26 protein-coding genes and 1 riboswitch are annotated in these 23,690 nt (G+C 74.5%); of the genes, 8 read left to right on the top strand and 18 right to left on the bottom strand.

Translation table 11 applies throughout. The features are described 5' to 3' along the window. The first annotated feature begins 58 nt into the window (after positions 1 to 58). Complete coding sequence (locus tag ACI799_RS05715; protein ID WP_456588084.1) at positions 59 to 1,324, top strand: ArgE/DapE family deacylase; 1,266 nt, start codon at positions 59 to 61, stop codon at positions 1,322 to 1,324. Beyond that, on the top strand, positions 1,321 to 1,977 hold the full coding sequence (locus tag ACI799_RS05710) for an HD domain-containing protein (protein WP_456588085.1): 657 nt from the start codon (positions 1,321 to 1,323) through the stop codon (positions 1,975 to 1,977). Before ACI799_RS05715 ends, ACI799_RS05710 begins: the two co-directional genes overlap by 4 nt. Here ACI799_RS05710 and ACI799_RS05705 read toward each other — a convergent pair. Further along, positions 1,919 to 2,194: a DUF4031 domain-containing protein gene (locus tag ACI799_RS05705; RefSeq protein ID WP_456588086.1), complete on the bottom strand. Its 276-nt coding sequence runs from the start codon at positions 2,192 to 2,194 to the stop codon at positions 1,919 to 1,921. The genes ACI799_RS05710 and ACI799_RS05705 overlap by 59 nt on opposite strands. 38 nt (positions 2,195 to 2,232) lie before the next feature. Between ACI799_RS05705 and ACI799_RS05700 the strand changes: the two genes are divergently transcribed. The 3 genes from ACI799_RS05700 to ACI799_RS05690 all read left to right on the top strand — a co-directional run bounded on the left by ACI799_RS05700 (position 2,233) and on the right by ACI799_RS05690 (position 4,843). After that, positions 2,233 to 3,228 carry a Gfo/Idh/MocA family protein gene (locus ACI799_RS05700; protein WP_456595871.1) on the top strand — a complete coding sequence of 332 codons (996 nt, stop codon included), beginning with the start codon at positions 2,233 to 2,235 and terminating at the stop codon, positions 3,226 to 3,228. Continuing rightward, positions 3,225 to 4,055, top strand: a complete 831-nt coding sequence (locus ACI799_RS05695; protein WP_456612595.1) for an SDR family oxidoreductase — start codon at positions 3,225 to 3,227, stop codon at positions 4,053 to 4,055. Before ACI799_RS05700 ends, ACI799_RS05695 begins: the two co-directional genes overlap by 4 nt. 107 nt (positions 4,056 to 4,162) lie before the next feature. Further along, positions 4,163 to 4,843: a hypothetical protein gene (locus ACI799_RS05690; RefSeq protein WP_456599087.1), complete on the top strand. Its 681-nt coding sequence runs from the start codon at positions 4,163 to 4,165 to the stop codon at positions 4,841 to 4,843. Between the two features lie 9 nt (positions 4,844 to 4,852). On the opposite strand, the gene ACI799_RS05685 is transcribed toward ACI799_RS05690, so the two are convergent. Beyond that, complete coding sequence (locus ACI799_RS05685; RefSeq protein ID WP_456588090.1) at positions 4,853 to 5,677, bottom strand: DUF72 domain-containing protein; 825 nt, start codon at positions 5,675 to 5,677, stop codon at positions 4,853 to 4,855. Between ACI799_RS05685 and ACI799_RS05680 the strand changes: the two genes are divergently transcribed. Beyond that, a complete protein-coding gene (locus ACI799_RS05680; RefSeq protein ID WP_456588091.1) occupies positions 5,676 to 6,059 on the top strand; it encodes a VOC family protein in 384 nt (127 codons plus the stop codon). The genes ACI799_RS05685 and ACI799_RS05680 overlap by 2 nt on opposite strands. A 118-nt stretch (positions 6,060 to 6,177) precedes the next feature. Here the strand turns inward: ACI799_RS05680 and groL are convergent, their stop codons facing one another. The 3 genes from groL to thrC form a co-directional block, all read right to left on the bottom strand. After that, positions 6,178 to 7,809, bottom strand: a complete 1,632-nt coding sequence (gene groL, locus ACI799_RS05675; protein ID WP_456588092.1) for a chaperonin GroEL — start codon at positions 7,807 to 7,809, stop codon at positions 6,178 to 6,180. Between the two features lie 300 nt (positions 7,810 to 8,109). Then, positions 8,110 to 8,310, bottom strand: a complete 201-nt coding sequence (locus ACI799_RS05670; protein ID WP_456588093.1) for a cold-shock protein — start codon at positions 8,308 to 8,310, stop codon at positions 8,110 to 8,112. Between the two features lie 226 nt (positions 8,311 to 8,536). Continuing rightward, entirely contained in the window at positions 8,537 to 9,838 is a 1,302-nt protein-coding gene (gene thrC / locus ACI799_RS05665; RefSeq protein WP_456595866.1) for a threonine synthase, read from the bottom strand. Positions 9,839 to 9,850: 12 nt separating this feature from the next. Continuing rightward, positions 9,851 to 9,979, bottom strand: a riboswitch (SAM riboswitch). A gap of 58 nt (positions 9,980 to 10,037) precedes the next feature. Here thrC and ACI799_RS05660 point away from each other — a divergent pair. Further along, positions 10,038 to 10,859 (top strand): HAD family hydrolase, encoded by an 822-nt coding sequence (locus ACI799_RS05660; RefSeq protein ID WP_456612594.1) that lies wholly within the window; start codon positions 10,038 to 10,040, stop codon positions 10,857 to 10,859. 4 nt (positions 10,860 to 10,863) lie between these two features. On the opposite strand, the gene ACI799_RS05655 is transcribed toward ACI799_RS05660, so the two are convergent. The 6 genes from ACI799_RS05655 to rarD form a co-directional block, all read right to left on the bottom strand. Beyond that, positions 10,864 to 11,040, bottom strand: a complete 177-nt coding sequence (locus ACI799_RS05655) for a hypothetical protein (RefSeq protein ID WP_456612593.1) — start codon at positions 11,038 to 11,040, stop codon at positions 10,864 to 10,866. Between the two features lie 41 nt (positions 11,041 to 11,081). After that, entirely contained in the window at positions 11,082 to 11,972 is an 891-nt protein-coding gene (locus ACI799_RS05650) for an ABC transporter permease (protein ID WP_456612592.1), read from the bottom strand. Beyond that, entirely contained in the window at positions 11,969 to 14,911 is a 2,943-nt protein-coding gene (locus tag ACI799_RS05645; RefSeq protein WP_456612591.1) for an alpha/beta fold hydrolase, read from the bottom strand. Before ACI799_RS05645 ends, ACI799_RS05650 begins: the two co-directional genes overlap by 4 nt. 56 nt (positions 14,912 to 14,967) lie before the next feature. Next, positions 14,968 to 15,999, bottom strand: a complete 1,032-nt coding sequence (locus tag ACI799_RS05640; protein WP_456612590.1) for a LytR C-terminal domain-containing protein — start codon at positions 15,997 to 15,999, stop codon at positions 14,968 to 14,970. A gap of 440 nt (positions 16,000 to 16,439) precedes the next feature. Continuing rightward, entirely contained in the window at positions 16,440 to 16,778 is a 339-nt protein-coding gene (locus ACI799_RS05635; protein ID WP_456588100.1) for a DUF3263 domain-containing protein, read from the bottom strand. Between the two features lie 117 nt (positions 16,779 to 16,895). Continuing rightward, the gene (gene rarD / locus ACI799_RS05630) at positions 16,896 to 17,813 is read right to left on the bottom strand and encodes an EamA family transporter RarD (RefSeq protein ID WP_456588101.1); all 918 of its coding nucleotides are present in this window, start codon (positions 17,811 to 17,813) and stop codon (positions 16,896 to 16,898) included. A 65-nt stretch (positions 17,814 to 17,878) separates the two neighbouring features. Between rarD and ACI799_RS05625 the strand changes: the two genes are divergently transcribed. Beyond that, a complete protein-coding gene (locus ACI799_RS05625; protein WP_456588102.1) occupies positions 17,879 to 18,277 on the top strand; it encodes a DUF5313 family protein in 399 nt (132 codons plus the stop codon). Positions 18,278 to 18,293: 16 nt separating this feature from the next. On the opposite strand, the gene ACI799_RS05620 is transcribed toward ACI799_RS05625, so the two are convergent. The 7 genes from ACI799_RS05620 to ACI799_RS05590 form a co-directional block, all read right to left on the bottom strand. Beyond that, on the bottom strand, positions 18,294 to 19,394 hold the full coding sequence (locus ACI799_RS05620; protein WP_456612589.1) for a CaiB/BaiF CoA transferase family protein: 1,101 nt from the start codon (positions 19,392 to 19,394) through the stop codon (positions 18,294 to 18,296). Beyond that, positions 19,391 to 20,074 carry a TetR/AcrR family transcriptional regulator gene (locus tag ACI799_RS05615; RefSeq protein WP_456588103.1) on the bottom strand — a complete coding sequence of 228 codons (684 nt, stop codon included), beginning with the start codon at positions 20,072 to 20,074 and terminating at the stop codon, positions 19,391 to 19,393. Before ACI799_RS05615 ends, ACI799_RS05620 begins: the two co-directional genes overlap by 4 nt. Positions 20,075 to 20,197: 123 nt before the next feature. After that, complete coding sequence (locus tag ACI799_RS05610; protein ID WP_456612588.1) at positions 20,198 to 21,217, bottom strand: phosphotransferase family protein; 1,020 nt, start codon at positions 21,215 to 21,217, stop codon at positions 20,198 to 20,200. Between the two features lie 34 nt (positions 21,218 to 21,251). Beyond that, positions 21,252 to 22,067 (bottom strand): crotonase/enoyl-CoA hydratase family protein, encoded by an 816-nt coding sequence (locus tag ACI799_RS05605; protein WP_456588105.1) that lies wholly within the window; start codon positions 22,065 to 22,067, stop codon positions 21,252 to 21,254. After that, positions 22,064 to 22,186, bottom strand: a complete 123-nt coding sequence (locus ACI799_RS05600) for a hypothetical protein (protein WP_456588106.1) — start codon at positions 22,184 to 22,186, stop codon at positions 22,064 to 22,066. Before ACI799_RS05600 ends, ACI799_RS05605 begins: the two co-directional genes overlap by 4 nt. 23 nt (positions 22,187 to 22,209) lie before the next feature. Continuing rightward, on the bottom strand, positions 22,210 to 23,403 hold the full coding sequence (locus ACI799_RS05595) for a thiolase family protein (RefSeq protein ID WP_456612587.1): 1,194 nt from the start codon (positions 23,401 to 23,403) through the stop codon (positions 22,210 to 22,212). Further along, positions 23,400 to 23,651 carry a hypothetical protein gene (locus tag ACI799_RS05590; protein ID WP_456588108.1) on the bottom strand — a complete coding sequence of 84 codons (252 nt, stop codon included), beginning with the start codon at positions 23,649 to 23,651 and terminating at the stop codon, positions 23,400 to 23,402. Before ACI799_RS05590 ends, ACI799_RS05595 begins: the two co-directional genes overlap by 4 nt. Positions 23,652 to 23,690: the final 39 nt, after the last annotated feature.

Genomic DNA, 23,690 nt, shown 5'->3' with positions numbered 1-23,690 from the left:
CGGTCACGCTATCGCCGCTGCCCCGCACCGCCCGGCACCCGCGTGCCAGACTCCGACCGTGGCCGACCTGACCGACGTCGAGGCCCGTGTCCTCGCCGCCGTCGACGAGCGGTGGGCGGTGGAGCGGCTCTGCGCGCTGATCGCCGTCCCGTCCGTCGGCGGCACGGCCGCCGAGAGCGAGGTCCAGCACCTGCTCGCCGGCTGGCTCGACGAGCTCGGCTGCGACGTCGACCGCTGGCCGATCGACCTCGCCGAGGCCGCGACCGCCCCCGGCGCCCCCGGGCAGGAGGTGGTGCGCACCGAGGCCTGGGGCGTCGTCGGCACGCTCGGCGGCGACGGCACCCCGGCGCTGGTGCTCTCCGGCCACACCGACGTCGTCCCGCCCGGCGACCTCGGGCTGTGGGGCGGCGACCCGTTCGTCCCCCGGTTCGCCGACGGCGCGGTGCACGGGCGCGGGGCCTGCGACATGAAGGCCGGCGTCGCCGCCTGCCTGGCCGCCGTGCACGCCCTGCGGACGGCGGGGGTGCGCCTGGCCCGGCCGCTCGCCCTGCACGGTGTGGTGGGCGAGGAGGACGGCGGTCTCGGCGCGTGGGCCACCCTGCGGCGCGGCCACACCGGCGAGCTGTGCGTCATCCCCGAACCCACGGCGCAGGCCGTGGTGACGGCGCACGCCGGGGCGCTCACCTTCCGGCTGGAGATCACCGGGCACGCCGCGCACGCCGCCATGCGCGACCGCGGGGTGAGTGCGGTGGAGCTGTTCGCGCACGTGCACGCCGCGCTGCTCGCATTCGAGGCCGAGCGGCAGCGGGACGCCGATCCGCGCTTCGGCGACGCCCGGTTCCCCTACGGCATCTCCCTCGGCCGGGTGCAGGCCGGCGACTGGGCGAGCTCGGTGCCCGACCGGCTGGTCGCCGAGGGCCGCTACGGCGTGCGGATCGGCGAGCCGGTGGAGTCCGCGCGGGCGGCCCTGGAGACCCGCCTCGCCGAGGTCTGCGCCGCCCACCCCTGGCTGGCCACGCACCCGGTGCGGCTGACGTGGACCGGAGGGGCGTTCGCCAGCGGTCAGCTGCCGGCCGGGCACCCGCTGCTGCCGGCGGTGCGTGCGGCCGTGGTGGACGCCGGTGGGCCGCCCCCGCCCGAGCGGGCGCTCCCCGCGGGCACCGACCTGCGGCTCTACGCGGCCGAGGGCATCCCGACCCTGCACTACGGGCCCGGCGACCTGCACCTGGCCCATGGGCCGCAGGAGCGGGTACCCGTCGCCGAACTCGTCACCGCCGCCCGCGCCTTCGCCCTGCTGGCGCTGCGCAGCTGCGGGGTCCGGTGAGCGGCCCGGTCGGGTTCGAGGCCTGGGCGGCGCTCGCCGGGGACTCCCCCACCTCCCGCACCGAGTGGGCGGCGCTCGTCGCCGCCTGGAGCGAGCCGCACCGCCGCTACCACGACCTCGCCCACCTGGCCGCCGTCCTCGGGTTGGCCGAGCGGCTCTCCGCCGACGTCCCCGACCCCGACGCCGTCGCCCTGGCCGCCTGGTACCACGACGTCGTCTACGACCCGCTGCGCCCGGACAACGAGCAGGTCAGCGCCGAGCGCGCCCGCGCCGGGCTGCGGGGGCTGGTGCCCGAGGAACGGGTCGAGGAGGTGGCCCGGCTTGTCCTGCTCACGGCCGGGCACGACCCGGAACCCGGGGACGCCAACGGCGCGGCCCTGTGCGACGCCGACCTCGCCGTGCTCGCCGCTCCCCCGGCCGCGTACGCGGGGTACGCCTCGGCGGTGCGGGCCGAGTACGGGCACCTCTCCGACGAGGAGTTCACCGCCGGGCGGATCGCCGTCCTGGAGCGGCTGCTCGGCCTGCCCCGCCTCTACCGGCTCCCCGCCGCCGCGGAGTGGGAACCCCTCGCCCGCGCCAACCTGACCGCCGAGCTCACGCTCCTGCGGTCCCGCGCTTCCGCTGCCGCAGACCCGCCGCCAGGAGACGGCTGAGCAGCTCGCGGCAACCCACCGGCAGCGCGCCCGCGGCGACGGCGGCGTCGTAGAGGTCCGCAGGCACGTCGTAGTGGTCACCCTGGAACGCGCGCCGCGGGATGCCCAGCTCGGCGGCGACGAACGCGTGCAGCTCGTCGTAGGAGACGTCGCTGACCAGGTGCGACCACATCCGGCCCCGCCAGGGCCACACGGGGCTGTCGATGAGCACGGCCACGAGGAAGCAGTGTGCCCGGCCCGGCTAGCGTCTGTCGGGTGAGCAACGAGATCCGCTGGGGAATCGTCGGGCCGGGCCGCATCGCCGAGAAGGTGGTGGAGGACTTCGCGGTGGTGGAGGGCGCCCGCGCGGTCGCCGTCGCATCCCGGTCGCAGGAGCGGGCCGACGGGTTCGCCGCGCGGCACGGCCTGGAGCGCGCCTACGGCTCCTACGCCGAGATCCTCGCCGACCCCGACGTCGACGTCCTCTACCTCGCCACCCCGCACCCGCAGCACCACGCGATCGCGCTGGGCGCCCTGCGCGCGGGGAAGGCGCTGCTCGTGGAGAAGGCGTTCACCGCCACCACCGCCGGGGCCACCGAGGTCGTCGACCTGGCCCGCGGGACGGGCACCTTCGTCATGGAGGCGATGTGGACCCGCTTCCAGCCGGCCGTCGTCGCGCTCAACGAGCTGGTGGCCGACGGGGCGATCGGCGAGGTGCGCTCGGTGCAGGCCGACCTGGGCGTCGCGCGCGAGTACGACCCGGTCGACCGGCTGTTCGCCCTGGAGCTCGGCGGCGGCGCGCTGCTCGACCTCGGCGTCTACGTCGTCTCCTTCGCCCAGATGCTGCTGGGCACGCCCGACCGCGTCGTCGCCACCGGCTCGCTGTTCCCCTCCGGCGCCGACGCGGAGGCGGCGATCATGCTCGGCTGGGACGACGGCCGCAACGCCGCGCTCACCACGTCGCTGAAGTACGCCCTGCCGGGGACTGCGCGCGTGGTGGGGACGACGGGCTGGATCGACGTCGTGCCCCGCTTCCACCACCCGCAGACCATCGTGCTGCACCGCGCGGGTGCCGAGCCGGAGGAGATCACCCGGCCGCAGACCGGTGCCGGGTACGCGCACGAGCTGCTCGAGGTGACCGAGTGCCTGCGCGCCGGGCGGACCGAGAGCGCCGTGATGCCGCTGGCCGACACGCTCGTCGTCCAGGACGTGCTGGGCCAGGCCGCCGACCAGCTGGGCGTTCGGCACGCCGAGGCGGTCGACGTCCTGTGATCGTCGTGACCGCCGCGGGCGGGGCCACCGGCACCGCCGTCGTCCGGGCACTGCTGGCGCGCGGGGAGCAGGTTCGCGCGGTGGTGGCGTCCCGTCGACCGCGGCCGGAGCTCGACGGCGCTGAAGTGGTCGTCGGCGACCTCACCGGCGATCTCTCCGCCGCGCTCGCCGGCGCTGACGCCCTGTACCTGATCTGGCCGAACTTCGACCCGGACGAGGCGACCGGTGCCCCCGCCGTGCTGACCGCCGCCGCCCGCGCGGGCGTCCGCCGGCTCGTCTACCACTCGGTGCTGCGGCCCCAGATCCGCGCGATGCCGCACCACGCCGCGAAGGACCGCGTGGAGGAGGCGCTGGACGGCGCCGTCGCCGGCACGGCCGCGCGGTGGCGGGTGCTGCAGCCCTGCGCGTACGCCGCCAACCTCGACGGCGCGATCGGAACGGCGACCGCGACCGGTGAGCTGCCCAGCCCGTGGGGGTTGCAGCAGGCGCAGTCCTTCGTCGACCTCCGCGACGTCGCCGACGCCGCTGCGGTCCTGCTCACCGAGGACGGCCTGGACAGCGGCACCTTCGAGGCCGTCGGCCCCGAGGAGCTCACCGCCCCCGACGTCGCGGCGCTGCTCACCGGGCGCTCCGGGCGGCCGGTCACCGCGGTCGACGTGCACGCCGAGGACGACGGGAGCTACGCCGGGCGCTGCCGCACCACGATGTTCGACTGGTACCGGGAGCACGGCTTCACCGGCAGCCCGCGGGTGCTGACGACGCTGCTCGGCCGGCCGCCGCGGACGTTCGCCGAGCACCTCGCCGACGGGGTGCCGGCGGGCAGCTGACCGTCCCCCGACCGGGTGGCTCGGCTGCAGCAGTCGCCGGAGCCTGCCGATGTGGAACGGGAACGGCCGTACCGACGGCCGTCCGTCCCGAGGGGATACGAACGTCCATGGCTCTGCTCGAAGGTCTGGCCGCACTGGCCGCGAAGTTCGCCGGTGCCAGCACCGTCGCCCAGGTGGCGACCGGTGTCGGCATCGCCACCGCCGGCGTGACCGGCGCGGGCGCCGTCGGTGTCCTCCCGGCGCCGGTGCAGGACGCCGTGGCGAGCACGGTCGAGACGGTGACGCCGTTCGACCTGCCGGAGTCCGAGCTCTCGACCGAGACCGAGACCGAGACCGATGCGCCCGTCGGCGACACCGAGGTCGACCCCGTGACGACCGAGGACGAGGCCACCGACGACGAGGTCGTCGAGGAAGAGGCCACCGAGGACGAGGCCACCGAGGACGAGGCCGCCGAGAACGAGGTCGTCGAGGAAGAGGCCGCCGAGGACGAGGCCACCGAGGAGCAGACGGGCGCCCGCGGCCTGGACAACGCCATCGCCCACGCGAACGAGCACGCGCAGGGGGCGCTGCAGGCGGCCCAGGCCCGTCAGGCGGCCCACGACGCCGAGAAGGCCGCCCGCGACGCGGCCCGGGACGCGGAGAAGGCCGCCCGCGACGCCGCGAAGGCCGCTCGCGCCGCCACCGCCCCGGTCGAGGAGACCGTCGCCGAGCCCGAGGAGACCGCCGGTGCGGCCACCGGGAAGCCCGCCGACCAGGGCCCGAAGAACCAGGGGCGCGGCGGCAACTGACCCACGCGGTCAGACCGGGGGGACCTCCACCGGCGCCCAGGCCAGGCCGGTCGCCTGGTCGGCCGTGGGAACGCGGGTCGGAGTCCCCCCGGCGCGGCGGACGCACTCGGCGAAACGGACGGCGTCGATGACCGCGGCGCAGCCCGGGTCGTTGTTGAAGTAGACGAGGACGTCCGCGTCGCCGTAGGTGGTCGCGATCCGCTCGGCCCACAGCTGCAGGGTCTCGGCGCGGTAGCCCCAGCCCTCGAAGCCGTGGTGGAAGCGCAGATAGCCCCAGTCCGTGGTGCGCCAGAGCGGCGCGATCGGCTGCTCGTCCCGGTCGGCCCAGCACAGCGCGGCGCCGTAGCGCTCTAGCAGGGCCCGCACCTCGTCGGTCCACCACGACTCGTGCCGCGGCTCCACGGCCACCCGGGTACCGGCCGGGAACTGCGCCAGGCACTCGCGCAGCAGCTCGGGGTCGGCCTTCAGCGTCGGCGGCAGCTGCAGCAGCACCGTGTCCAGCTTGCCGGCGAGCCCCGCGGCGCGGCCCATCAGGCGGGCGACCGGCTCCTCCGGCTCGCGCAGCCGCTTGATGTGGGTGAGGAACCGGCTGGCCTTGACCGCCCACCGGAAGTCCGGCGGGGTGCGCTCCCGCCACTTCACGAACGTCTCGTGCTCCGGCAGCCGGTAGAAGGCGTTGTTGCTCTCCACGGTGGCGAAGTGCTGCACGTAGTGCTCCAGCCACAGCCGCTGCGGGAGCTTCGGCGGGTAGAAGGCGCCCCGCCAGTCGCGGTACTGCCACCCCGACGTCCCGATGATCACGGCCACGGACAGCCGCCTACCCTCCGCGGTCATGGCTGACGCACCCGCGCGCTTCAAGGACCTCTGCCTCGACGCCAACGACCACCACGCGCTCGCCGACTGGTGGTGCGCCGCCATCGGCTACGTGCGGCGCGACTCCCTCGAGGACGCCGAGAACCCGGAGGACGACGAGCCGCGCCCGCACGACTGGCCAATCCCGATCGTCGACCCGGCCGGCGAGGGACCGCTGGTGTGGATCGTCCCGGTGCCCGAGCGGAAGACCATCAAGAACCGCATGCACTTCGACGTCGTCGGTGAGACGTGGCCGCTCATCGCGGCGGGTGCGCGGATGGTGCGGGAGCAGGATGACGAGATCGAGTGGAGCGTCCTCGCCGACCCCGAGGGCAACGAGTTCTGCGTCTTCGCCCCCGAGTGAGCTGAGCTTCCGCGGCGAGGGCGCCCCGGACGCCGACAGGGGCGGCCCGCTCGGAAGCGGACCGCCCCTGCCGGGCAGTGCTGGTGGTGCAGTGCTCCTCAGCGAGGAGCGGGCGGACTCAGAAGTCCATGCCGCCCATGCCGCCCATGTCGCCACCCGGAGCGGCCGCAGCGGCCTTCTCCGGCTTGTCGGCGATGACGGCCTCGGTGGTGAGGAAGAGCGCCGCGATGGAGGCGGCGTTCTGCAGCGCCGAGCGGGTGACCTTGGCCGGGTCGATGATGCCGGCCGCGACCAGGTCCACGTACTCGCCGGTGGCGGCGTTGAGGCCCCAGCCGGTCTCCGAGTTGCGCACCTTCTCCGCCACGACGCCGCCCTCGAGGCCGGCGTTGATGGCGATCTGCTTCAGCGGCGCCTCGAGCGCGACGCGCACGATGTTGGCACCGGTCGCCTCGTCACCCTCGAGCTCGAGCTTGTCGAACGCGACGGCCGTGGCCTGCGCGAGAGCGACGCCACCACCGGCGACGATGCCCTCCTCGACGGCGGCCTTGGCGTTGCGCACCGCGTCCTCGATGCGGTGCTTGCGCTCCTTGAGCTCGACCTCGGTCGCGGCGCCGGCCTTGATGACGGCGACGCCACCGGCCAGCTTGGCCAGGCGCTCCTGCAGCTTCTCCCGGTCGTAGTCGGAGTCCGACCGCTCGATCTCGCTGCGGATCTGGTTGACCCGGCCCTGGATCTGGTCGGTGTCACCCGCACCCTCGACGATCGTCGTCTCGTCCTTGGTGACGACGACCTTGCGGGCCCGGCCGAGCAGCTCGAGGTCGGCGGTGTCGAGCTTGAGGCCGACCTCCTCGCTGATGACCTGGCCACCGGTGAGGATGGCGATGTCGCCCAGCATGGCCTTGCGGCGGTCACCGAAGCCCGGGGCCTTGACGGCGACGGACTTGAAGGTGCCGCGGATCTTGTTCACGACCAGGGTCGCGAGGGCCTCGCCCTCGACGTCCTCGCTGATGATGGCCAGCGGCTTGCCCGACTGCATGACCTTCTCCAGCAGCGGGAGCAGGTCCTTGACCGAGCTGATCTTCGAGTTGACGACGAGCACGTACGGGTCGTCGAGGACGGCCTCCATGCGCTCGGTGTCGGTGACGAAGTAGGGCGAGATGTAGCCCTTGTCGAAGCGCATGCCCTCGGTGAGCTCGAGCTCGAGGCCGAAGGTGTTGCTCTCCTCGACGGTGATGACGCCTTCCTTGCCCACCTTGTCCATCGCCTCGGCGATGAGCTCACCGATGGCGGGGTCGGCGGCGGAGATCGACGCGGTGGCGGCGATCTGCTCCTTGGTCTCGACGTCCTTGGCCGTGGAGAGCAGGTACTCGCTGACCGAGGCGACGGCCTTCTCGATGCCCTTCTTCAGGGCCATCGGGTTCGCGCCGGCGGCGACGTTGCGCAGACCCTCGCGGACGAGCGCCTGGGCGAGCACGGTGGCGGTGGTGGTGCCGTCACCCGCGACGTCGTCGGTCTTCTTCGCGACCTCCTTGACGAGCTCGGCCCCGATCTTCTCCCACGGGTCCTCGAGCTCGATCTCCTTGGCGATGCTCACACCATCGTTGGTGATGGTGGGCGCGCCCCACTTCTTCTCAAGAACGACGTTCCGGCCACGGGGGCCGAGGGTCACCTTGACGGCGTCGGCGAGGGTGTTCATCCCTCGCTCGAGGCCGCGGCGCGCCTCTTCGTTGAACGCGATCATCTTGGCCATGTGGTGATGTCCTCCGAGCATGGATCGCTGCACGGCCGGGTTCGGCGCCCGCGACGGACGACACCAGCGACGTGGACGCTCCGTCGGCCCACGGACCGGTGCCTCACCGTTCCGACCTGATTGGCACTCAGGAGCCCTGAGTGCCAGAACCGAGTTTGGCACTCGACCCCTGCGAGTGCAAGAACGGGGGTCGCTTCCCCCCTTCCAGGGGGTTCTCACCGTGGCCGGCGCGGCCCCGGGAACGACCGAGGCCCGGTCCCCCGTGGGGAACCGGGCCTCGGCCGGTGTTGCCGAGTGGTCTCAGGCGCTGCGGACGGCGTCGGCCTGGGGGCCCTTGGCGCCCTGGACGACCTCGAACTCGACCCGCTGCCCCTCGTCGAGGCTCTTGTACCCGTCCATCTGGATGGACGAGTAGTGGACGAAGACGTCCTCGCCGCCGTCGACGGCGATGAAGCCGAAACCCTTCTCGGCGTTGAACCACTTCACGGTGCCCTGTGCCACGTGTGCTCCCACGTTTCGTGCGTGCGGCGCCCCATCGCTCTCGATGTGGCGGGGTCTCGCTCTTCCGCCCGCCGAACACGAACGTGGAACTCGAACCGCGCGAGACGGTACAGCAGAGAAGCGCAGGTGACAGCCCCACGCGCGCACGACGCACCCGGATCCGGCGACGACGTCGCCCGGACCGGGGAACCGACGGGGACTCTACGCCCCCCGCCGGACGGACCGCTCAGCCGATGAGACCGGCCGCCCGCACCGACTTCAGCGACGGCTCGACCCGGTGCGTGGGACCGACGACCGGCTCCAGCGGGTCGAGGGTCTTCAGGCCCTCCCCGGTGTTGAGGACGACGGTCTCCTTGGCCGGGTCCAGCTGGCCGCCCTCCACCAGCTTGCGCAGGACGGCGACGGTCACCCCGCCCGCGGTCTCGGCGAAGACGCCGGTCGTACGGGCGAGGTCGCGGATGCCCTGGACGATCTCGTCGTCCCCGACCCGGGCCACCGAGCCGCCGGTGCGGCGGATCGCGTCGAGCGCGTAGGGGCCGTCGGCCGGGTTGCCGATGTTCAGCGACTTGGCGATGCCGGTGGGCTTCACCGGCTTGACGACGTCCCACCCGTTGTCGAAGGCGGTGGCGATCGGGTCGCAGCCGGCCGACTGCGCACCGAAGATCGTCCACTCGGTCGCCTCGACGATGCCCGCGGCGGTGAGCTCGCGGAAGGCCTTGTCCACCTTGGTGAGCAGCGACCCCGACGCCATGGGGATGACGACCTGGGCCGGGATCCGCCAGCCGAGCTGCTCGGCGATCTCGTAGCCCATCGTCTTGGAGCCCTCGGCGTAGTAGGGCCGCACGTTCTGGTTGACGAAGGCGGTGTCCTCGAACTCGTCGGTCTCGGCGAGCTCGCTGGTCAGCCGGTTGACGTCGTCGTAGGAGCCGTCGACGGCGACCAGGGTCTGGCCGTAGACGGCGGACTGGACGACCTTGCCGGGCTCCAGGTCGCTCGGGATGAAGACGAACGACGGCAGGCCGACGCGGGCGGCGTGCGCGGCGACCGAGTTGGCCAGGTTGCCGGTGGAGGCGGCGGCGATCTTCGTGTACCCGAGCCCCTTGGCGGCGGTCGCGGCGAGGCTGACCACGCGGTCCTTGAAGGAGTGGGTGGGGTTGGCCGAGTCGTCCTTCACCCACAGCCCGCCGGTGAGGCCGAGCTCGGCGGCGAGCCGGTCGGCGCGGACCAGCGGGGTCATGCCCGGGTCCAGCGAGACGCGGTCGGCCGGGTGCTGACCCACCGGCAGGAGGGCCACGTAGCGCCAGATGTTCTGCGGCCCGGCCTCGATCTGCTCGCGGGTGACCGCCTTCATCAGCTCGGGGTCGTAGTCGACCTCCAGGGGGCCGAAGCACTCGGCGCAGGCGTGCTCGGCGATGAGCCCGAACGTGGCGCCGCAATTGCGGCAGACGAGCCCGCGGGCGGGACACGGGGGCACGGGGCCACCGGCGCTGGAGTCGGCCTGGACGGATCCGGGAGCGGTGAGGGTCATGCGACGACTACCTCCTCATCTTCCCCGCAGCGGGCCGTCGAGCCGCGCGGGACGGAATTGGCACCTCCCGCTGCACGTGCGCGCAGGCGGCGGTTGCCGGGGCTTCGTCGGGCCGTGTCCCTCTGCCCCTCTGGATGAGTGAACGGCGTGAACTGTACCCAGTCGCGAGCCGGGGCCAGCGGCCGGACAGGATGGCCTGGTGAGCACGCGCGTCGTCTACACCGATCTCGACGGCACGATGGTGGGTCCGCGGGGCTCCTTCTGGCACACGGCCGGGCGGGAGCTGACCGACGGGCCGGCCGCCGCGCTGCTCGACCTGCACCGCGCCGAGGTGGCGTTGGTGCTGGTCAGCGGCCGGACGTACGAGCAGGTGGTGGAGGCAGCGCGCATCTTCGCCGCCGACGGCGCCATCGCCGAACTCGGCGCCACCATCGGCTGGGGATCCGGGCGGACCACCCACCGGCTGCGGGGCGCGCTGCCGGAGGAGTACGGCGACCGCACGCCGATGGACGTGATGGGCGAGCTCGGCGTCGTCGAGGAGCTGATCGCCGCGCACCCGCGGCGGCTGGAGTGGCACTCCCCCTGGCACGCGACGCACGCCACCGATGCGCTGCTGCGCGGACGGGTCGACGCCCTCGCCGTCGACGCCTGGCTGGCCGAGCGGGGCGTGGGCTGGCTGACGCTCAAGGACAACGGCGCGATCCCTGCGGCGTCCTGGATGGGCCTGGACGACGACGCCGCGCCGCCGCGGGTCTACCACCTGATGCCGCGCGGCATCTCCAAGGGCGCGGCGATCGCCTGGGACCTGGAGCGGCGCGGCCTCTCCCCCGACGATGCCGTCGCGATCGGGGACAGCGTCAGCGACCTGGACATGGCGCCCGCGGTGGGCCGGCTGTGGATCACCGCGAACGGGGGCGCCGTCGACGGGATGGCCGAGCTGCTCTCCGCCCTCCCCAACGTGACGGTCACCGATGCCCCCATGGGCGAGGGCTGGGCCCAGGCGGTACGCGCGTCCCTGTGAGCGCTCAGCTGCTCCCGCCGCTCCCCGCACGGGACCGTCTGGCGACCAGCACACCGACGAGGACGGCCACCAGCACGATGACCACCAGCTCGACGGAGCCGATCGCGCCGAGCAGTGGCAACAGCAGGAGCAGGACGACGAAGCAGACGACCCCGGCCACGAGACCCCACAGTCCGCTCATGCAGGACAAGCTACGTCGGCGACGGCCTCGCGGGCAGGGGGTCAGCTGGTGACGTCGCGGCGGGCGAAGTGGCGGAAGCCGAGTGCGGTGAAGACGGCGATGTAGACCAGTGACTGGATCACGCCGCGGAACAGGTCGCCGTCGTCGACCGGCGTCTGCAGCAGGTCGGTCCAGGCGAACTCCTCCGCCGTCGGGAACCAGTCGCGGATCGACCCGAGCTGCTCCACCTGGTCGAGGATGGCGAAGACGAACATCGTGAACACCGCGCCCCCGACCGCCGCCAACGGTGCGTCGGTGATCGTGGAGAACCAGAACGCCAGCGCGCCGACGACGAGCAGGTGGACGGCGAGGTAGCCGAGCATCCCGGCCAGCCGCAGCATGCCCTCGCCCTGGTCGATCCCCACCCCGACCGGCGTCCGGATGTCGTCGAAGCCGAACGCGATCCCACCGGCGACTACAGCGACCGCGGCGAGCGTGACCAGCGCCGCCACCGACTGCACGAGGGCGGCCAGCCACTTCTGCCGCAGCAGCCGCATCCGCGGGACCGGCGTGGCCAGGGCGTACCGCAGCGAGCCCCACTGCGCCTCGACGGCCACGGTGTCGCCGAAGAAGAGCGCGTAGACCACCACGAGGAAGAAGCTGGTCGTCGCGAACAGCACGAACAGGGTGAAGTTCAGCCCGCTCGCCGTCGCGACGTCGACCAGGTTGATCCGGTTGTTCTCCGCCGCCTCCTCGCTGGCGCCCAGCTGGAGGGCGGCGATGAGCACCAGCGGGAGCGCCACCATGAGCGCGAACACGCCGATCGTGCGGCGGCGCTTGAACTGCCGGCGCAGCTCCACCGACAGCCGGAGCGTCCGCTCCGGCCGGTAGCCGGCGACCGCGCCGGTCGACTGCACGTGCTCGGAGTCCACGGATCGACTGGTCGTGCTCATGACTCCCCCACCAGGGCCAGGAAGGCGTCCTCCAGGCGTCGTCGCGGCGTGAACTGCTCGACGGCGATACCGGCGGACACCAGCGCCTGCAGCACGTCGGCGCGGCGGGCGCCGTCCAGCTCGGCGACCAGGCCGTCGTCGCCGCGCGCGCCGGTGACCCCGGGCAGCGACGAGAGGACGGCGATCGCCCGGTCGGTGTCGGCGTCGTCGGCCAGGCCCACGAGCACCGAGCCACCGGTGCCGACGATCTCCTCCACCGTGCCCTGCACGATCTTCTGGCCCTTGGCCATGACCACCACGTGGCTGCAGGTCTGCTCGATCTCGCTGAGCAGGTGGCTGGAGACGATCACGGTGCGCCCGGTGGCCGCGTAGGAGCGCAGCACGTCGCGCATCGCGTGGATCTGCGGCGGGTCGAGCCCGTTGGTCGGTTCGTCGAGGACCAGCAGGTCGGGCAGGCCCAGCATCGCCTGGGCGATGGCGACCCGCTGGCGCATGCCCTGGCTGTACCGGCGCACCGGCCGGTCGATGGCGGCGCCGAGCCCGGCGACCTCGATGGCCTCGTCCATGTGCGCGTCCTCGGCCGGCCGGCCGGTGGCGGCCCAGTACAGGGTGAGGTTGTCGCGGCCGGACAGGTGCGGCTGCAGCCCGGTGCCCTCCACGAAGGAACCCAGCCGCGACAGCACCGGGGCACCGGGGCCGGCAGCGTGCCCGAAGACGCTGATCCGCCCGTCCGTGGGCCGGATGAGGCCCATCAACATCCGCAGCGACGTGGTCTTGCCGGCGCCGTTCGGCCCGAGCAGGCCGAGCACCTGCCCGCGGCGCACCTCGAACGACAGGTCGCGCACCGCGACGAAGCCGTCCTTGTAGGCCTTCGTCACGCCCTCGAAGCGCAGGGGGACGTCCTCGCCGTCGGGCTCGACGCTGGACAGCTGCCGCTGACGACGCCGGCCCCACCACAGGCCGGCCAGCCAGCCGAGCAGGCCGAGCCCCGCGAGGAGGCCCAGCAGCACCCACCAGCGCGAGGCACCGGTCGCTGCCCCGCCCTCGCCGGAGACCGTCGGTGCGGCGAGCTGCGCCTCGCCCGCGGCCACGCCGTCGGCGGCGCCGGGCGAGGCGAGGCCCACCGAGTAGACGGCCGACTCGGCGGGCAGCGCGTACGCCTGGTCGGTGGAGGACACCAGCACGCGCATGGTGTGGCCCGCCTCGAACCGGTGCACGATCGCGGGCAGGGTCACGCTCACGCGCGTCGGGGCGGTGGGGTCGGTGGAGACGTCGGGAAGCGCCAGGGGCGCGACCAGGCCGCCCGGCAGCGTCGTCGCGCCGTCGGGCCCGACGTCGTAGAGCTTGGCGAACAGGGTGGCGCTGCCGCTGGGCGAGGCGACCGCGAGGTCGACCGTCGAGGCGCCCACGACCTCGACCGGGGCGTCGAGCGGGGCACTGTCGAAGACGGCGTACTGGCCGGGGATCTCCGCGGTGGTCCCGCCGAGCGCCGACGTCAGGGCGCCCAGACCCGGGACGGTGGTGAGGGACGCGGGGGTGCCGCCGGCCGGGGTGACCACCGGCTGCACGGGTCCCTCGACGGTCACGGCGCGACGCTCGGCCGGCTCGGCGCCGTCGAGCCCCGGATAGGCGTCGGCGACGACGGTCTGGCCGCCGCCCTGGACGCGGCCGACGGTGGCACCCAGGCCGGTGGGCGCGGGGAACTCGAAGCCCGTGCCCGGGTCGTCGCCCTGCCCCCGCAGGTGCCGGTCGAACCAGCCGGCCACGGCCGCGCGCAGCGACTCCCGTTGCCGGTCCGACCCCGAGGCGTCGTGCCCACCGGAGTACCAGACCACCTTGACCGGGGTGCCGTCGGCGGCGATGCCGCGGGCGTTGGCGTCGGCCTGGCCGAGGCCGAAGAGCGAGTCCTGCGTGCCCTGCACCAGCAGGGTGGGGACGTCGATGCGGTCCAGCACACCCGCCGGGCTGCTGCGGTCGAGCACCGCGGCGACCTCCGGGGTGAGGGTTCCGGAGGCCGCGGCCGCCTGGTAGGCCTGGCACACCTCGACGCTGAACCGGCCGCAGGTGAGCAGCTGCTCGGCGGCCTCGGGGTTCTCGGCGGCCTGCTCGAGCAGCTCGGGCGGGAGCGCGGGCCGGCCGGCGGGGGCCGGCGCCGCGACGGTGCCGCCGCCCACCGCCTCGCCGTCGAGGCCCTCGTCGCCGCCGGCCTGGCCGGCACCCCCGAGGGAGTCGAGCAGCCCCCCGGAGGCGGAACCGATGCCGAAGAAGAGCCCGGCCCACAGGCGCTTGTAGACGCCGGCCGCCTCCGGCTGCGGTGTCGCGGCCACGGTGCCGGCGTCGAGGTCGCCGGTCTGGGAGGGGAACAGCGCGGCGGTGAGGGAGTTCCAAGTGATCTGCGGGGCGATCGCGTCGACCCGCTCGTCGTAGGCGGCGCCCAGCAGCGCCAGCGCCCCGCCGTAGGAGGCGCCGGCGACCCCGACCCGCGGGTCGCCCTCGGCGTCCAGCTCGACCTCGTCGCGGGCGGCCAGCAGGTCGAGCAGCGTGGAGAGGTCGGCGATCTCGTAGCGCGGGTCGTTGAGCCCGATCCGCCCGGTGCTCGCACCGAAGCCCCGGGCCGAGTAGGTGAGGACGACGTAGCCGCGCTCGGCCAGGTCGGCCGCATCCTCGGCCACGGAGCGCTTGCTGCCACCGAAGCCGTGCGCGAGCACGACCGCCGGCGCCGGGTCGTCGCCGCCCGGCAGGTACAGCGTGGTGTCGAGCTCGACGGCGTCCTCCCCCGAGCCAGAGGGGACCCGGAGCTCCTCGGTGCGCACCTCGGCGGCGCCCGCCGGGGACGCGAGGACGAGGCCGGCGGGCAGGGCGAGGGCGAGCAGGGCGGCGGCCGCGGCCCGCGCACGAGGGCACGAGCGGGGACGCGCGGGCCCTCGGAGGGGACGCACGCTGCCCCCAACGGCCGGACGGCCGCTCCTGTTCCGGGTACCCGGCAAGACCGGCGTCAGGGCTGCCAGTTGCCGGTGGCGACGATGACGAGTCCGGGTGCGGGGACGTCGGCTACCTCGAAGAAGCGCGGGGCGGGGCCGGCGAGGTCGGGGAACTGGTCGACCAGCTGGAGCGCGGCCTGGCGCTGCTGCTCGTCCCCCTCGGTGAAGAAGACCGTGGTGGCCGAGACGTCGGTGCCCGGGTAGGCGCCCACGCCGGGCGACTCCCAGCCGCCGGAGACCACGGCGCCGGAGATCGTGGCGGCGAGGCCGGCGATGTTCGTGGCGTTGAGAACGGTGACGGGGACGCGCACGGGGGTGGTGATCGGCGGCTCGACGACGATGGGCTCCTCGGGCAGCGGCGGCAGGGCGGCGGTGGGGACCGCGACGGTGGGCACACTGGCCGGTGCGGGAGCGGCGGCCGCGGCCTCCTCCTTCTCCGGGGCGGTCACCGTGTAGACGCCGAGGACGGCACCGGCGACGACGGCCATGGCGACCAGGCCCTTGAGCACGCGGCGCGGCTTGCGCTCGGGCTCGTCGTCGAAGATCACCTCGGGCGTGCCGCTGCGCTTGGCCGCCTTGCGGCGGGCGGCGTCGGCGGCCTGCCGCTCGGCGCGGTAGGCGGCGCGGCCACCCTTGACCGCCGCGGCGCCCGCGGCGGCGGCATCCACCTCGCGCTCGAGGTCGTAGCCGGCCTCGTCATTGCCGGCCTCGGCGTAGCGGGCCTCGTCGTAGCGGGCCTCGGCGTAGCCGGCCTCGTCGTCGAGGTCGCGGCGGGCCTTCGCATCCCGCTCGGGGATCGCGGTGGTGGCAGGCGCGTGCGGCACCTCCGGCGCAGCACCCAGGCCGAGGCGCGACCGCCCCGTCTCGTCGCTGCGCGAGGGCTTGGTCCAGTCGCCGTAGGAGGAGGCGGGCGCACCGGACGGCGTGGTCTGCCGCGGCACGCGAGGAACCAGCGGCGCGGGCCCGCGCCGCCCGAGGCCACGGGCCGGTCCGGTGGTGACCAGGGGCTCGTCCTCGACGAGGAGCCCGGCGGGCGCCGGGCTCACGACCCTGCCGGAGGGTTGGGCAGCCTGCTGCGGCGGCTCGCCGGCGGACACGGGTGCCAGGACGTCGGCGCCGCGAGCCGGCACCGGGACCTCCCCGAGGGCGGCGGGAGCGGGGGCGGGGGCGGGGACCGCGGCGAACGGTGCGGCGCTGGTGCGCGGCGAGGGGGCAGCAGCAGCGCGGGGTCCAGCAGGCACGGGTGGCAGCGGCAGGCGGGAACGGGAGATCTGCCGGGCACCGTCGGCGGCGGGCACGTCCGCCCGGACGTCGCGCCGGAGGGCCGCCCGGTCGCGCCCGGGCGCGGTGGGGTGGTCGCTCAGGCCGGCACCGGACCACGCACCCTCAGGGGTATCGGTCCTGCGCCGCCCAGCGGCTGCAGACGCGTTCCCCTGATCCAGTCCGTCACTGCCTGACGCGGCGTGCCTGCCCACGGTGACCGAATCTAATCGATGTCATTCCCGATGCCCAGGACCTTCACCGAACGCGTTCGCTGCCGTGCCGTGCGCAACCGGCGGAGACGCCGGACCAGGAGCGGATCGGCGGCCAGCGCCTCGGGGCGTTCGACCAGCGCGTTGAGCGCCTGGTAGTACCGCGTCGGCGTCGTGCCGAACAGGTCGCGGATCGCCGTCTCCTTCGCGCCGGCCCGCCGCCACCACTGGCGCTCGAAACCGAGCATCTCGTGCTCGCGCCGCGTCAGGCCCACGCCTCCGGCCTGCACGGACTCCTCCCCTGACCCGTCGGCCCGGGGCGGGGAGACCACGGGGGCTGGGTCGCTGCTCATGGGTTCGACCATCTCCTGACCTGCTCTGCCGACCGGGAACCCCGGCGGCTCGAGGACGACGGTAGCGCCGCCCACCGACGTTTCCGGCCGGCCCGCCGAGGCGGGTCCGACTGCCCGTCAGGGGGTGGCGACCACCGCGTCGCGGGCGGCTCTGCGGGCCCCGGCCCGGGCGTGTCGCCACGTGTCGGCGGTGAAGACCGCCAGGGCGACCCAGACGATCACGAAACCGGCCAGCCGGGCCGGCGGCATGGGCTCGTCGTAGACGAAGACGCCGATCGCCAGCTGCATCAGCGGCGTCAGGTATTGCAGCAGACCCACCGTCGACAGGGGGATGCGCCGGGCCGCCGCGGCGAACAGCAGCAACGGCACCGCCGTCGCCACCCCGGCGCTGGCCAGCAGCAGGGCGTGCCCGGTGCCCGCGTTGGCGAACGTGCCGGTCCCGTCGGAGTGCAGGACCGCGAGGACCACTCCCGCGGGGACCGCGACCAGCGCCGTCTCCAGGAAGAGCCCGGGCGCCGCCTCGATCGACACGAGCTTCTTCATCAGGCCGTAGAGGCCGAAGGACAGGGCCAGGCCGAGCGCGATCCACGGCGGGCGTCCGTAGTCGATGGTCAGCACCGCGACGGCGACCGCGGCGGTGCCGACGGCCACCCACTGCAGCGGGCGGAGCCGCTCGCTGAAGACGACGACGCCGAGGAGGACGCTGACCAGCGGGTTGATGAAGTAGCCGAGCGAGGCCTCCACGACCTGCCCGGAGTTCACGCCGTAGACGTAGATCAGCCAGTTCACGGCGATCAGCACGGCGGCGCCGGCGAGGATCAGCAGCGTGCGCGGGCTGCTCACCGCCGCCCGGACGTGCCCCCAGCGCCGGACGACGCACAGCAGCAACCCGACGAACAGCAGCGACCAGAGCACCCGGTGCGCCACGATCTCCAGGCCGCTCGCGGGCTCCAGGAGCGGGAAGTACAGCGGGAAGATGCCCCAGAGCGCGTAGGCGCCGAGCCCGGAGACCACCCCCAGGCGACGCTCGTCCACGGCGGCACCGTACGCCCGGCGGGAACGCCGGCCGTACGCGACCGGATCGGCCTACCGTCGGGGGCGTGAGCAGGCAGCGACCCGGACCCCTGCAGTGGGTCTGGTACGCCTACGGCGGAGGGCTGCCCCGCGAGCTATCGCCCTGGGTGCTGGCCGACACCACCCGCAGCACCTGGGTGTGGCGCCACCTCGCCCGGGCGGTCGTGCAGCTGCTGCCGCTCGTCGTGCTGTGCCTGCTCGTGGTGCCCGTCCCGCTGGTCTACCGGGTCTCCGCCGCCGGCGGCGGCCTGCTGCTCGGGCTGCTCTTCTCGCTGGCCTACATGGTGGAGACGATCGAGCACCGCGTGGCCAAGGCCGGGTACGAACCGGGGACGGCGGCCCGGCTGCGGGCCGAACGCGCCGAGCGGGCGCGAGTGGAACGGCTCTCGCCCTACCGGCGCGACGGCGCGGGGAGCTTCGACTGAGCCGCCCGCCCGGCGCTCAGGACCAGCGCCGGAGCACCTCCACGGCGGTGGTGCCGCCCGGCGCGGGCGGGGCTACCGGTGGCGGCGGCGCCGTCCGCGAGAACCGGGGCGCCGGGGACGCCTGCTGGACGCCCCCGAGCTTCGCGTACGTCCCCCGGGCGACCAGGTGCGGGTGCACGGCGGCCTCCTCGTAGGAGAGCACTGGCGTCACGCAGGCGTCGGTGCCGGCGAACAGCTCAGCCCACTCGTCGCGCGTCCGGCTCGCGAACGTTCCGGTGAACACCTCCCGCATCCGGGGCCAGCCGGACCGGTCGTCCTGGTCACCCAGCGCCGCGGCGTCCAGGCCGAGCCCGGCGAGCAGGGCGGCGTAGAACTGCGGCTCGAGGGCGCCCACCGCCACGAACCGCCCGTCGGCGCAGGCGTACGTGTCGTAGAACGGCGCCCCGCCGTCGAGGAGGTTGGCCTGCCGCTCGTCGCGCCAGCCTCCGAGGCCGCGCATGCTGAGCACCAGCTGGTTGAGCAGGACCGTGCCGTCGACCATCGCCGCGTCGACCACCTGCCCCCGCCCCGAGCCGGACCGCTCGAAGAGGGCGGCGAGCAGCCCGACCAGCAGCAGCATCGAGCCGCCGCCGTAGTCGCCGACGAGGTTCAGCGGCGGGGCCGGCGGCTGGCCGGCCCGGCCCATGGCGTGCAGCGCGCCGGTGAGGCCGATGTAGTTGATGTCGTGTCCGGCGGTCCGCGCCAGAGGGCCGTCCTGCCCCCACCCGGTCATCCGCCCGTAGACCAGGCGGGGGTTGCGCGCCAGGCATTCGTCCGGGCCCACGCCGAGCCGTTCGACGACCCCCGGCCGCAGCCCCTCGATCAGCACGTCCGCGGCCTCGGCCAGCGCGAGCACCGTGGCCCGCCCCTCGTCGGACTTGAGGTCGGCCGCCAGCGAGCTGCGCCCGCGCAACCCCCAGTCGACCCCGCCCCCCGGCGGGCCGGGTCGCTCCACCCGGACGACGTCGGCGCCCAGATCGGCCAGCACCATCGCGGCGTGCGGCGCGGGGCCGATGCCGGCGAGCTCGACCACCCGCAGCCCGGCCAGCGGACCGCGCGACACCCCGTCCCGGCTCACGCCGCGCCACCGCGGCGCACAGTGGCCTGCTCGCGCACCCGCCGGATCAGGACCGCGGGCGCTCCGACCGTGTGCGCGGCGATGTCGACGTAGTTGTGCGCCAGGTCCTGCGCGGACAGCGGCCCTCCGGGGCGGTACCACGTGGCGATCGCCTGGAACATGCCCAGCAGCGCCCGGGCGGTGTCCTTGGGGGACGTGACGTCGAAGAGCCCCGCGGCCTCCCCCGCCTGCAGCGTGTCGACGAGCATCTCCTCGATCCGCCGGCGCTTCTCGCTGTAGGCCGACCGGTTCTCCGGGCCCAGCGAACGCAGCTCGGCGTCGACGCCGGCGATCTTCGTGCTGTGCGCCATGTAGAGCACGATCGCCTCGACCAGGTTGAGGAAGCGGTCGGCCGGGTTGTCCCCCGCATCGGCCAGCGCCGCCTCGCACATCCGGGTCAGCCGGAGGATGCCGGCGTCCAGGAGCGCGAAGAGGATCGCCTCCTTGTTCTCGTGGTGGTAGTAGAGCGCCGGCACGGTCACCCCCACCCGTCCGGCGATGTCCCGCACGGAGGTGCCGTGGTACCCGTGCTCGTTGAAGGCGTCGAGCGCCGCGGACAGGATGGGGCTCATCTCGAGGGCGGGCACGCTGCGCCAGCGCCCCCGGGTCATCAGCTCGTCGTCCTCCCGGACCGCGGTCATGGCACCCCTCTGTCCCGCCGGCGGGCGCCTCGCCCACCGCTCACCTGAGATTAACGAACGCTCGGTATCGGCGATCCCGCGCGCGTGCCGTCTACCCACCTGGGGGGGAGAGGCATCCCGGCCTCACCGGGTCCCCAGCGCGGCCAGGCCGGCGGCGACCAGCTCGGGCACCACCTCGGCTGCCCGCCCGGCGTCGCGCCCGGAGTCCGCGCCGGCGCGGGCCCGGTGCGCGATGCCCTCGGCGATCACGGCCAGCTTGAGGTGTGCCAGGCCGAGGTAGAACGGCCAGTGGCCCAGGTCGCGCCCGGCCAGCCGGGAGTACGTCTGCGCGAGGTCGTCCGCCGAGGGCAGCCGGGGGCTGGTCCAGGCCGCCGGCAGGCCCAGGATCACGTCCAGGGCCGGGTGGCGGTAGACGCACATCAGGGCCACGTCGGTGAGCGGGTCGCCCAGCGTCGACAGCTCCCAGTCCACCACCGCCCGCACCGTCGCGGGCCGGGTGCGGTCGAGGATGACGTTGTCGATCCGGTAGTCCCCGTGCACGATCGCGGTCCCCGCGGACGGCGGGACGCCGTCGGCGAGCCGGGCGTGCAGCCGCTCGAGATCCGGCAGCTCGCGCCCCCGGGTGCGGTCCCACTGGCGACGCCACAGCGCGACCTGCCGGGCCAGGAAGCCCTCCGGCCGACCGAAGCCGGCCAGCCCGACGGCCCGGGCGTCGACGGCGTGCAGCGCTACCAGCACGGCCATCAGCGAGGTGCTCACCTCGCCGACCACCTCGTCGGGGAGGGCCGCCAGCTCGTCCCGGTCCCGGACGACCAGGCCCTCGACCCACTCGACGACGGTGAACGGTGCGCCGAGCACGCCGTCGTCCTCGCACAGCGAGACCGGGCGCGCCACCGGCACCGGCGTCCCGTGCAGGGCGCTGGTCACCCGCCACTCCCGCACCATGTCGTGCGCCGAGGCGGTCAGCCCGGCCAGCGGTGGCCGGCGGACCACCCACCGCGTGGCGCCGTCGGTCACCGCGTACGTCAGGTTGGACCGGCCCCCGGAGATCAGCTCCGCCCGCAGCGGGCCCGCCGGTCCGGTCCCCGTGGAGACCAGGTGCGCCCTCAGCCTCTCCAGGTCCAGCCCCGGCGTGGCCGTCACCGTCGCAGCCCCGGCCGGGCGGGGACGCCCCCGGTCACCGCCCCACCCAGCGCGGGTCCCGCTTCTCCGCGAACGCCCGCGGACCCTCGGCGGCGTCGGCGCTGGCGAACACGGTCGCCGTGGCCTCCTCGTTGGCCCGCCACGGATCGGTGCCGGTCCAGGACTCGTCCCAGTCGGAGCCGCCGCCGCTGGTGCGGTGGAGCATGCGCTTGGTGTGCCGCACCGACAGCGGCGCGTTGACGGCGATCCGGCCGGCCAGCTCCAGCGCCGCGTCGAGCACCTGCTCCGGCTCGACCACCGCGTTCACCAGACCCCACTCGAGGGCGGTGGCCGCGTCCACGCCGTCGCCGGTCAGCGCCAGCTCCAGCGCCCGCTTCAGGGGCACCTGGCGCTGCAGCCGCACGACGCCACCGGCGGCCGCGAGCAGCCCCCGCTTGACCTCCGGCAGGCCGAAGACCGCTCCGGACGACGCCACGACCAGGTCGCAGGCCAGGGCGATCTCGGTACCACCGCCCATGGCGAAGCCGTTGACCGCGGCGATCACCGGCTTGTCGATCCAGTGCCGCACCAGCCCGGCGAACCCCCACTCGGGGTGCCCGTCCGCGGCCACGGAGCGCTGCGCGGCCAGCTCCTTGAGGTCAGCGCCGGCGCAGAAGGCGCGCCCGGTGCCGGTCACGACCACCACGCGGACCTGGTCGTCCGCCGCCGCCTGCTCCAACGCCTCACCGACGGCCGTGGCGAGTGCCGCGTTCACCGCGTTGAGCGCGGCGGGCCGGTCGAGCGTGATCAGCCCGACGTGGCCGCGGACCTCGTACCGCGCCGCCGGCTCGGCGGCAGCAGCCGCGCTCACCGGGTGCCCAGCGCGTCGTGGGGGCCGTAGCCCCCGAGCAGCGGGATGCCGCGGTCGGCGATCAGCTCGCGGTCGGCCTCGAACAGCGGGTGGCCGGCGGCCCCCAGGTCGGTGCTCATGTCCGGTCTCCCCGAGGTGGGCGTCAGAGCCGCTCGATGATGGTGGCGTTGGCCAGGCCGCCGCCCTCGCACATCGTCTGCAGGCCGTAGCGGCCGCCGGTGGCCTCCAGGTGGGCGAGCATCGTCGCCATCAGCCGGGTGCCGGAGCCACCCAGCGGGTGGCCCAGCGCGATCGCGCCGCCGTTGGGGTTCAGCCGCTCGGGGTCCGCCCCCAGCTCCCGCTGCCAGACCAGGGGCACCGGCGCGAAGGCCTCGTTGACCTCGTAGGCGTCGATGTCGTCGATGGACAGCCCCGAGCGCTCGAGCACCTTGCGGCTGGCCGGGATCGGGGCGGTGAGCATGAGCAGCGGGTCGTCGCCGGCGAGGGCGAAGGTGTGGAAGCGGGCCCGGGGGGTCAGCCCCAGCTGCTCCGCGGTGTCCTCGCCCATGATGAGGGCAGCGGAGGCGCCGTCGGTCAACGGCGAGGAGTTGCCCGGGGTGATCTTCCAGTCCAGGTGGGGGTAGCGCTCGCGCATGGCCGGGCTGTCGAAGGACGTCTTCAGCCCGGCCAGCCCCTCGGCGGTGGTGGAGGCGCGCACCGTCTCGTCCTGGTCGTGCACCGTCTCCGCACCGTCGGCACCGATGACCGCGACCGGCACGATCTGGTCCTTGAACTGGCCGGCCGCGGCCGCTGCGGCGGCGCGCTGGTGGGACCGGGCGGAGAACGCGTCGAGCTCCTCGCGGGTGAGTGCCCAGCGGTCGGCGATCAGCTCGGCGGAGACACCCTGGTTCACCAGACCCTCGGGGTAGCGGGCGTGCATCGAGGGGCCGAGCGGGTCCTCCCCCACGGTGGCGACGCCCATCTTGACGCGGCTCATCGACTCCACGCCGCCGGCGACCACGATGTCGTAGGCGCCGGCCATGACACCCTGCCCGGCGAAGTGCAGGGCCTGCTGGCTCGAACCGCACTGCCGGTCGACGGTGGTGGCCGGCACGCTCTCGGGCCAGCCGGCCGCCAGCACGCCCTGCCGGCCGATGTTGAGCGACTGCTGCCCGACCTGGCTCACGCAGCCGGCGATCACGTCGTCGACGCGGGCCGGGTCGAGGTCGGACCGCTCGGCGAGGGCCCGCAGCACCGTCGCGAGCAGCTCCACGGGATGCGTGCCGGAGAGAGCCCCGCCGGGCTTCCCCTTGCCGGAGGCGGTGCGGACGATGTCGACGATCACGGCGCTTCTCATGACGGTTCTCCCTGGTTGGATCGATCACGGTCCCCGGTGGGCGCGAGCAGCGCGTCGTGCTCGCCCGGCGCCGGGGTGTGGGGGTCGGCGGTGGTGTCGAGGCTCGAGTGCCGGGCCGGCGTCCGGACGACGTCGACGGCCTGGCCCGCCTGTCGGATGGTCAGTTGCAGGCCGCGGCGGGCGTCCGGCTGCGAACCGACGACATACGGCCGGTCGGCGAGGTGGCTCGGCGACGTCGTCGCGCTCATGGGCTCCTCCGTCGAGCGGCTGTGTTGACATAGCGATAG

The organism is Blastococcus sp. SYSU DS0753 (assembly GCF_054051175.1).
This window is presented reverse-complemented; position numbering and strand designations above follow the sequence as displayed.

Excerpts from the sequence above, each read along its gene's own strand:
- ACI799_RS05690 (WP_456599087.1), top strand. The coding sequence starts at position 4,163 with ATGGCTCTGCTCGAAGGTCTGGCCGCACTGGCCGCGAAGTTCGCCGGT.
- ACI799_RS05680 (WP_456588091.1), top strand. The coding sequence starts at position 5,676 with ATGGCTGACGCACCCGCGCGCTTCAAGGACCTCTGCCTCGACGCCAAC.
- ACI799_RS05685 (WP_456588090.1), bottom strand. The coding sequence starts at position 5,677 with ATGACCGCGGAGGGTAGGCGGCTGTCCGTGGCCGTGATCATCGGGACG.
- groL (WP_456588092.1), bottom strand. The coding sequence starts at position 7,809 with ATGGCCAAGATGATCGCGTTCAACGAAGAGGCGCGCCGCGGCCTCGAG.
- thrC (WP_456595866.1), bottom strand. The coding sequence starts at position 9,838 with ATGACCCTCACCGCTCCCGGATCCGTCCAGGCCGACTCCAGCGCCGGT.
- ACI799_RS05655 (WP_456612593.1), bottom strand. The coding sequence starts at position 11,040 with ATGAGCGGACTGTGGGGTCTCGTGGCCGGGGTCGTCTGCTTCGTCGTC.
- ACI799_RS05650 (WP_456612592.1), bottom strand. The coding sequence starts at position 11,972 with ATGAGCACGACCAGTCGATCCGTGGACTCCGAGCACGTGCAGTCGACC.
- ACI799_RS05635 (WP_456588100.1), bottom strand. The coding sequence starts at position 16,778 with ATGAGCAGCGACCCAGCCCCCGTGGTCTCCCCGCCCCGGGCCGACGGG.
- ACI799_RS05615 (WP_456588103.1), bottom strand. The coding sequence starts at position 20,074 with ATGACCGCGGTCCGGGAGGACGACGAGCTGATGACCCGGGGGCGCTGG.
- ACI799_RS05600 (WP_456588106.1), bottom strand. The coding sequence starts at position 22,186 with ATGAGCACCGACCTGGGGGCCGCCGGCCACCCGCTGTTCGAGGCCGAC.
- ACI799_RS05595 (WP_456612587.1), bottom strand. The coding sequence starts at position 23,403 with ATGAGAAGCGCCGTGATCGTCGACATCGTCCGCACCGCCTCCGGCAAG.
- ACI799_RS05590 (WP_456588108.1), bottom strand. The coding sequence starts at position 23,651 with ATGAGCGCGACGACGTCGCCGAGCCACCTCGCCGACCGGCCGTATGTC.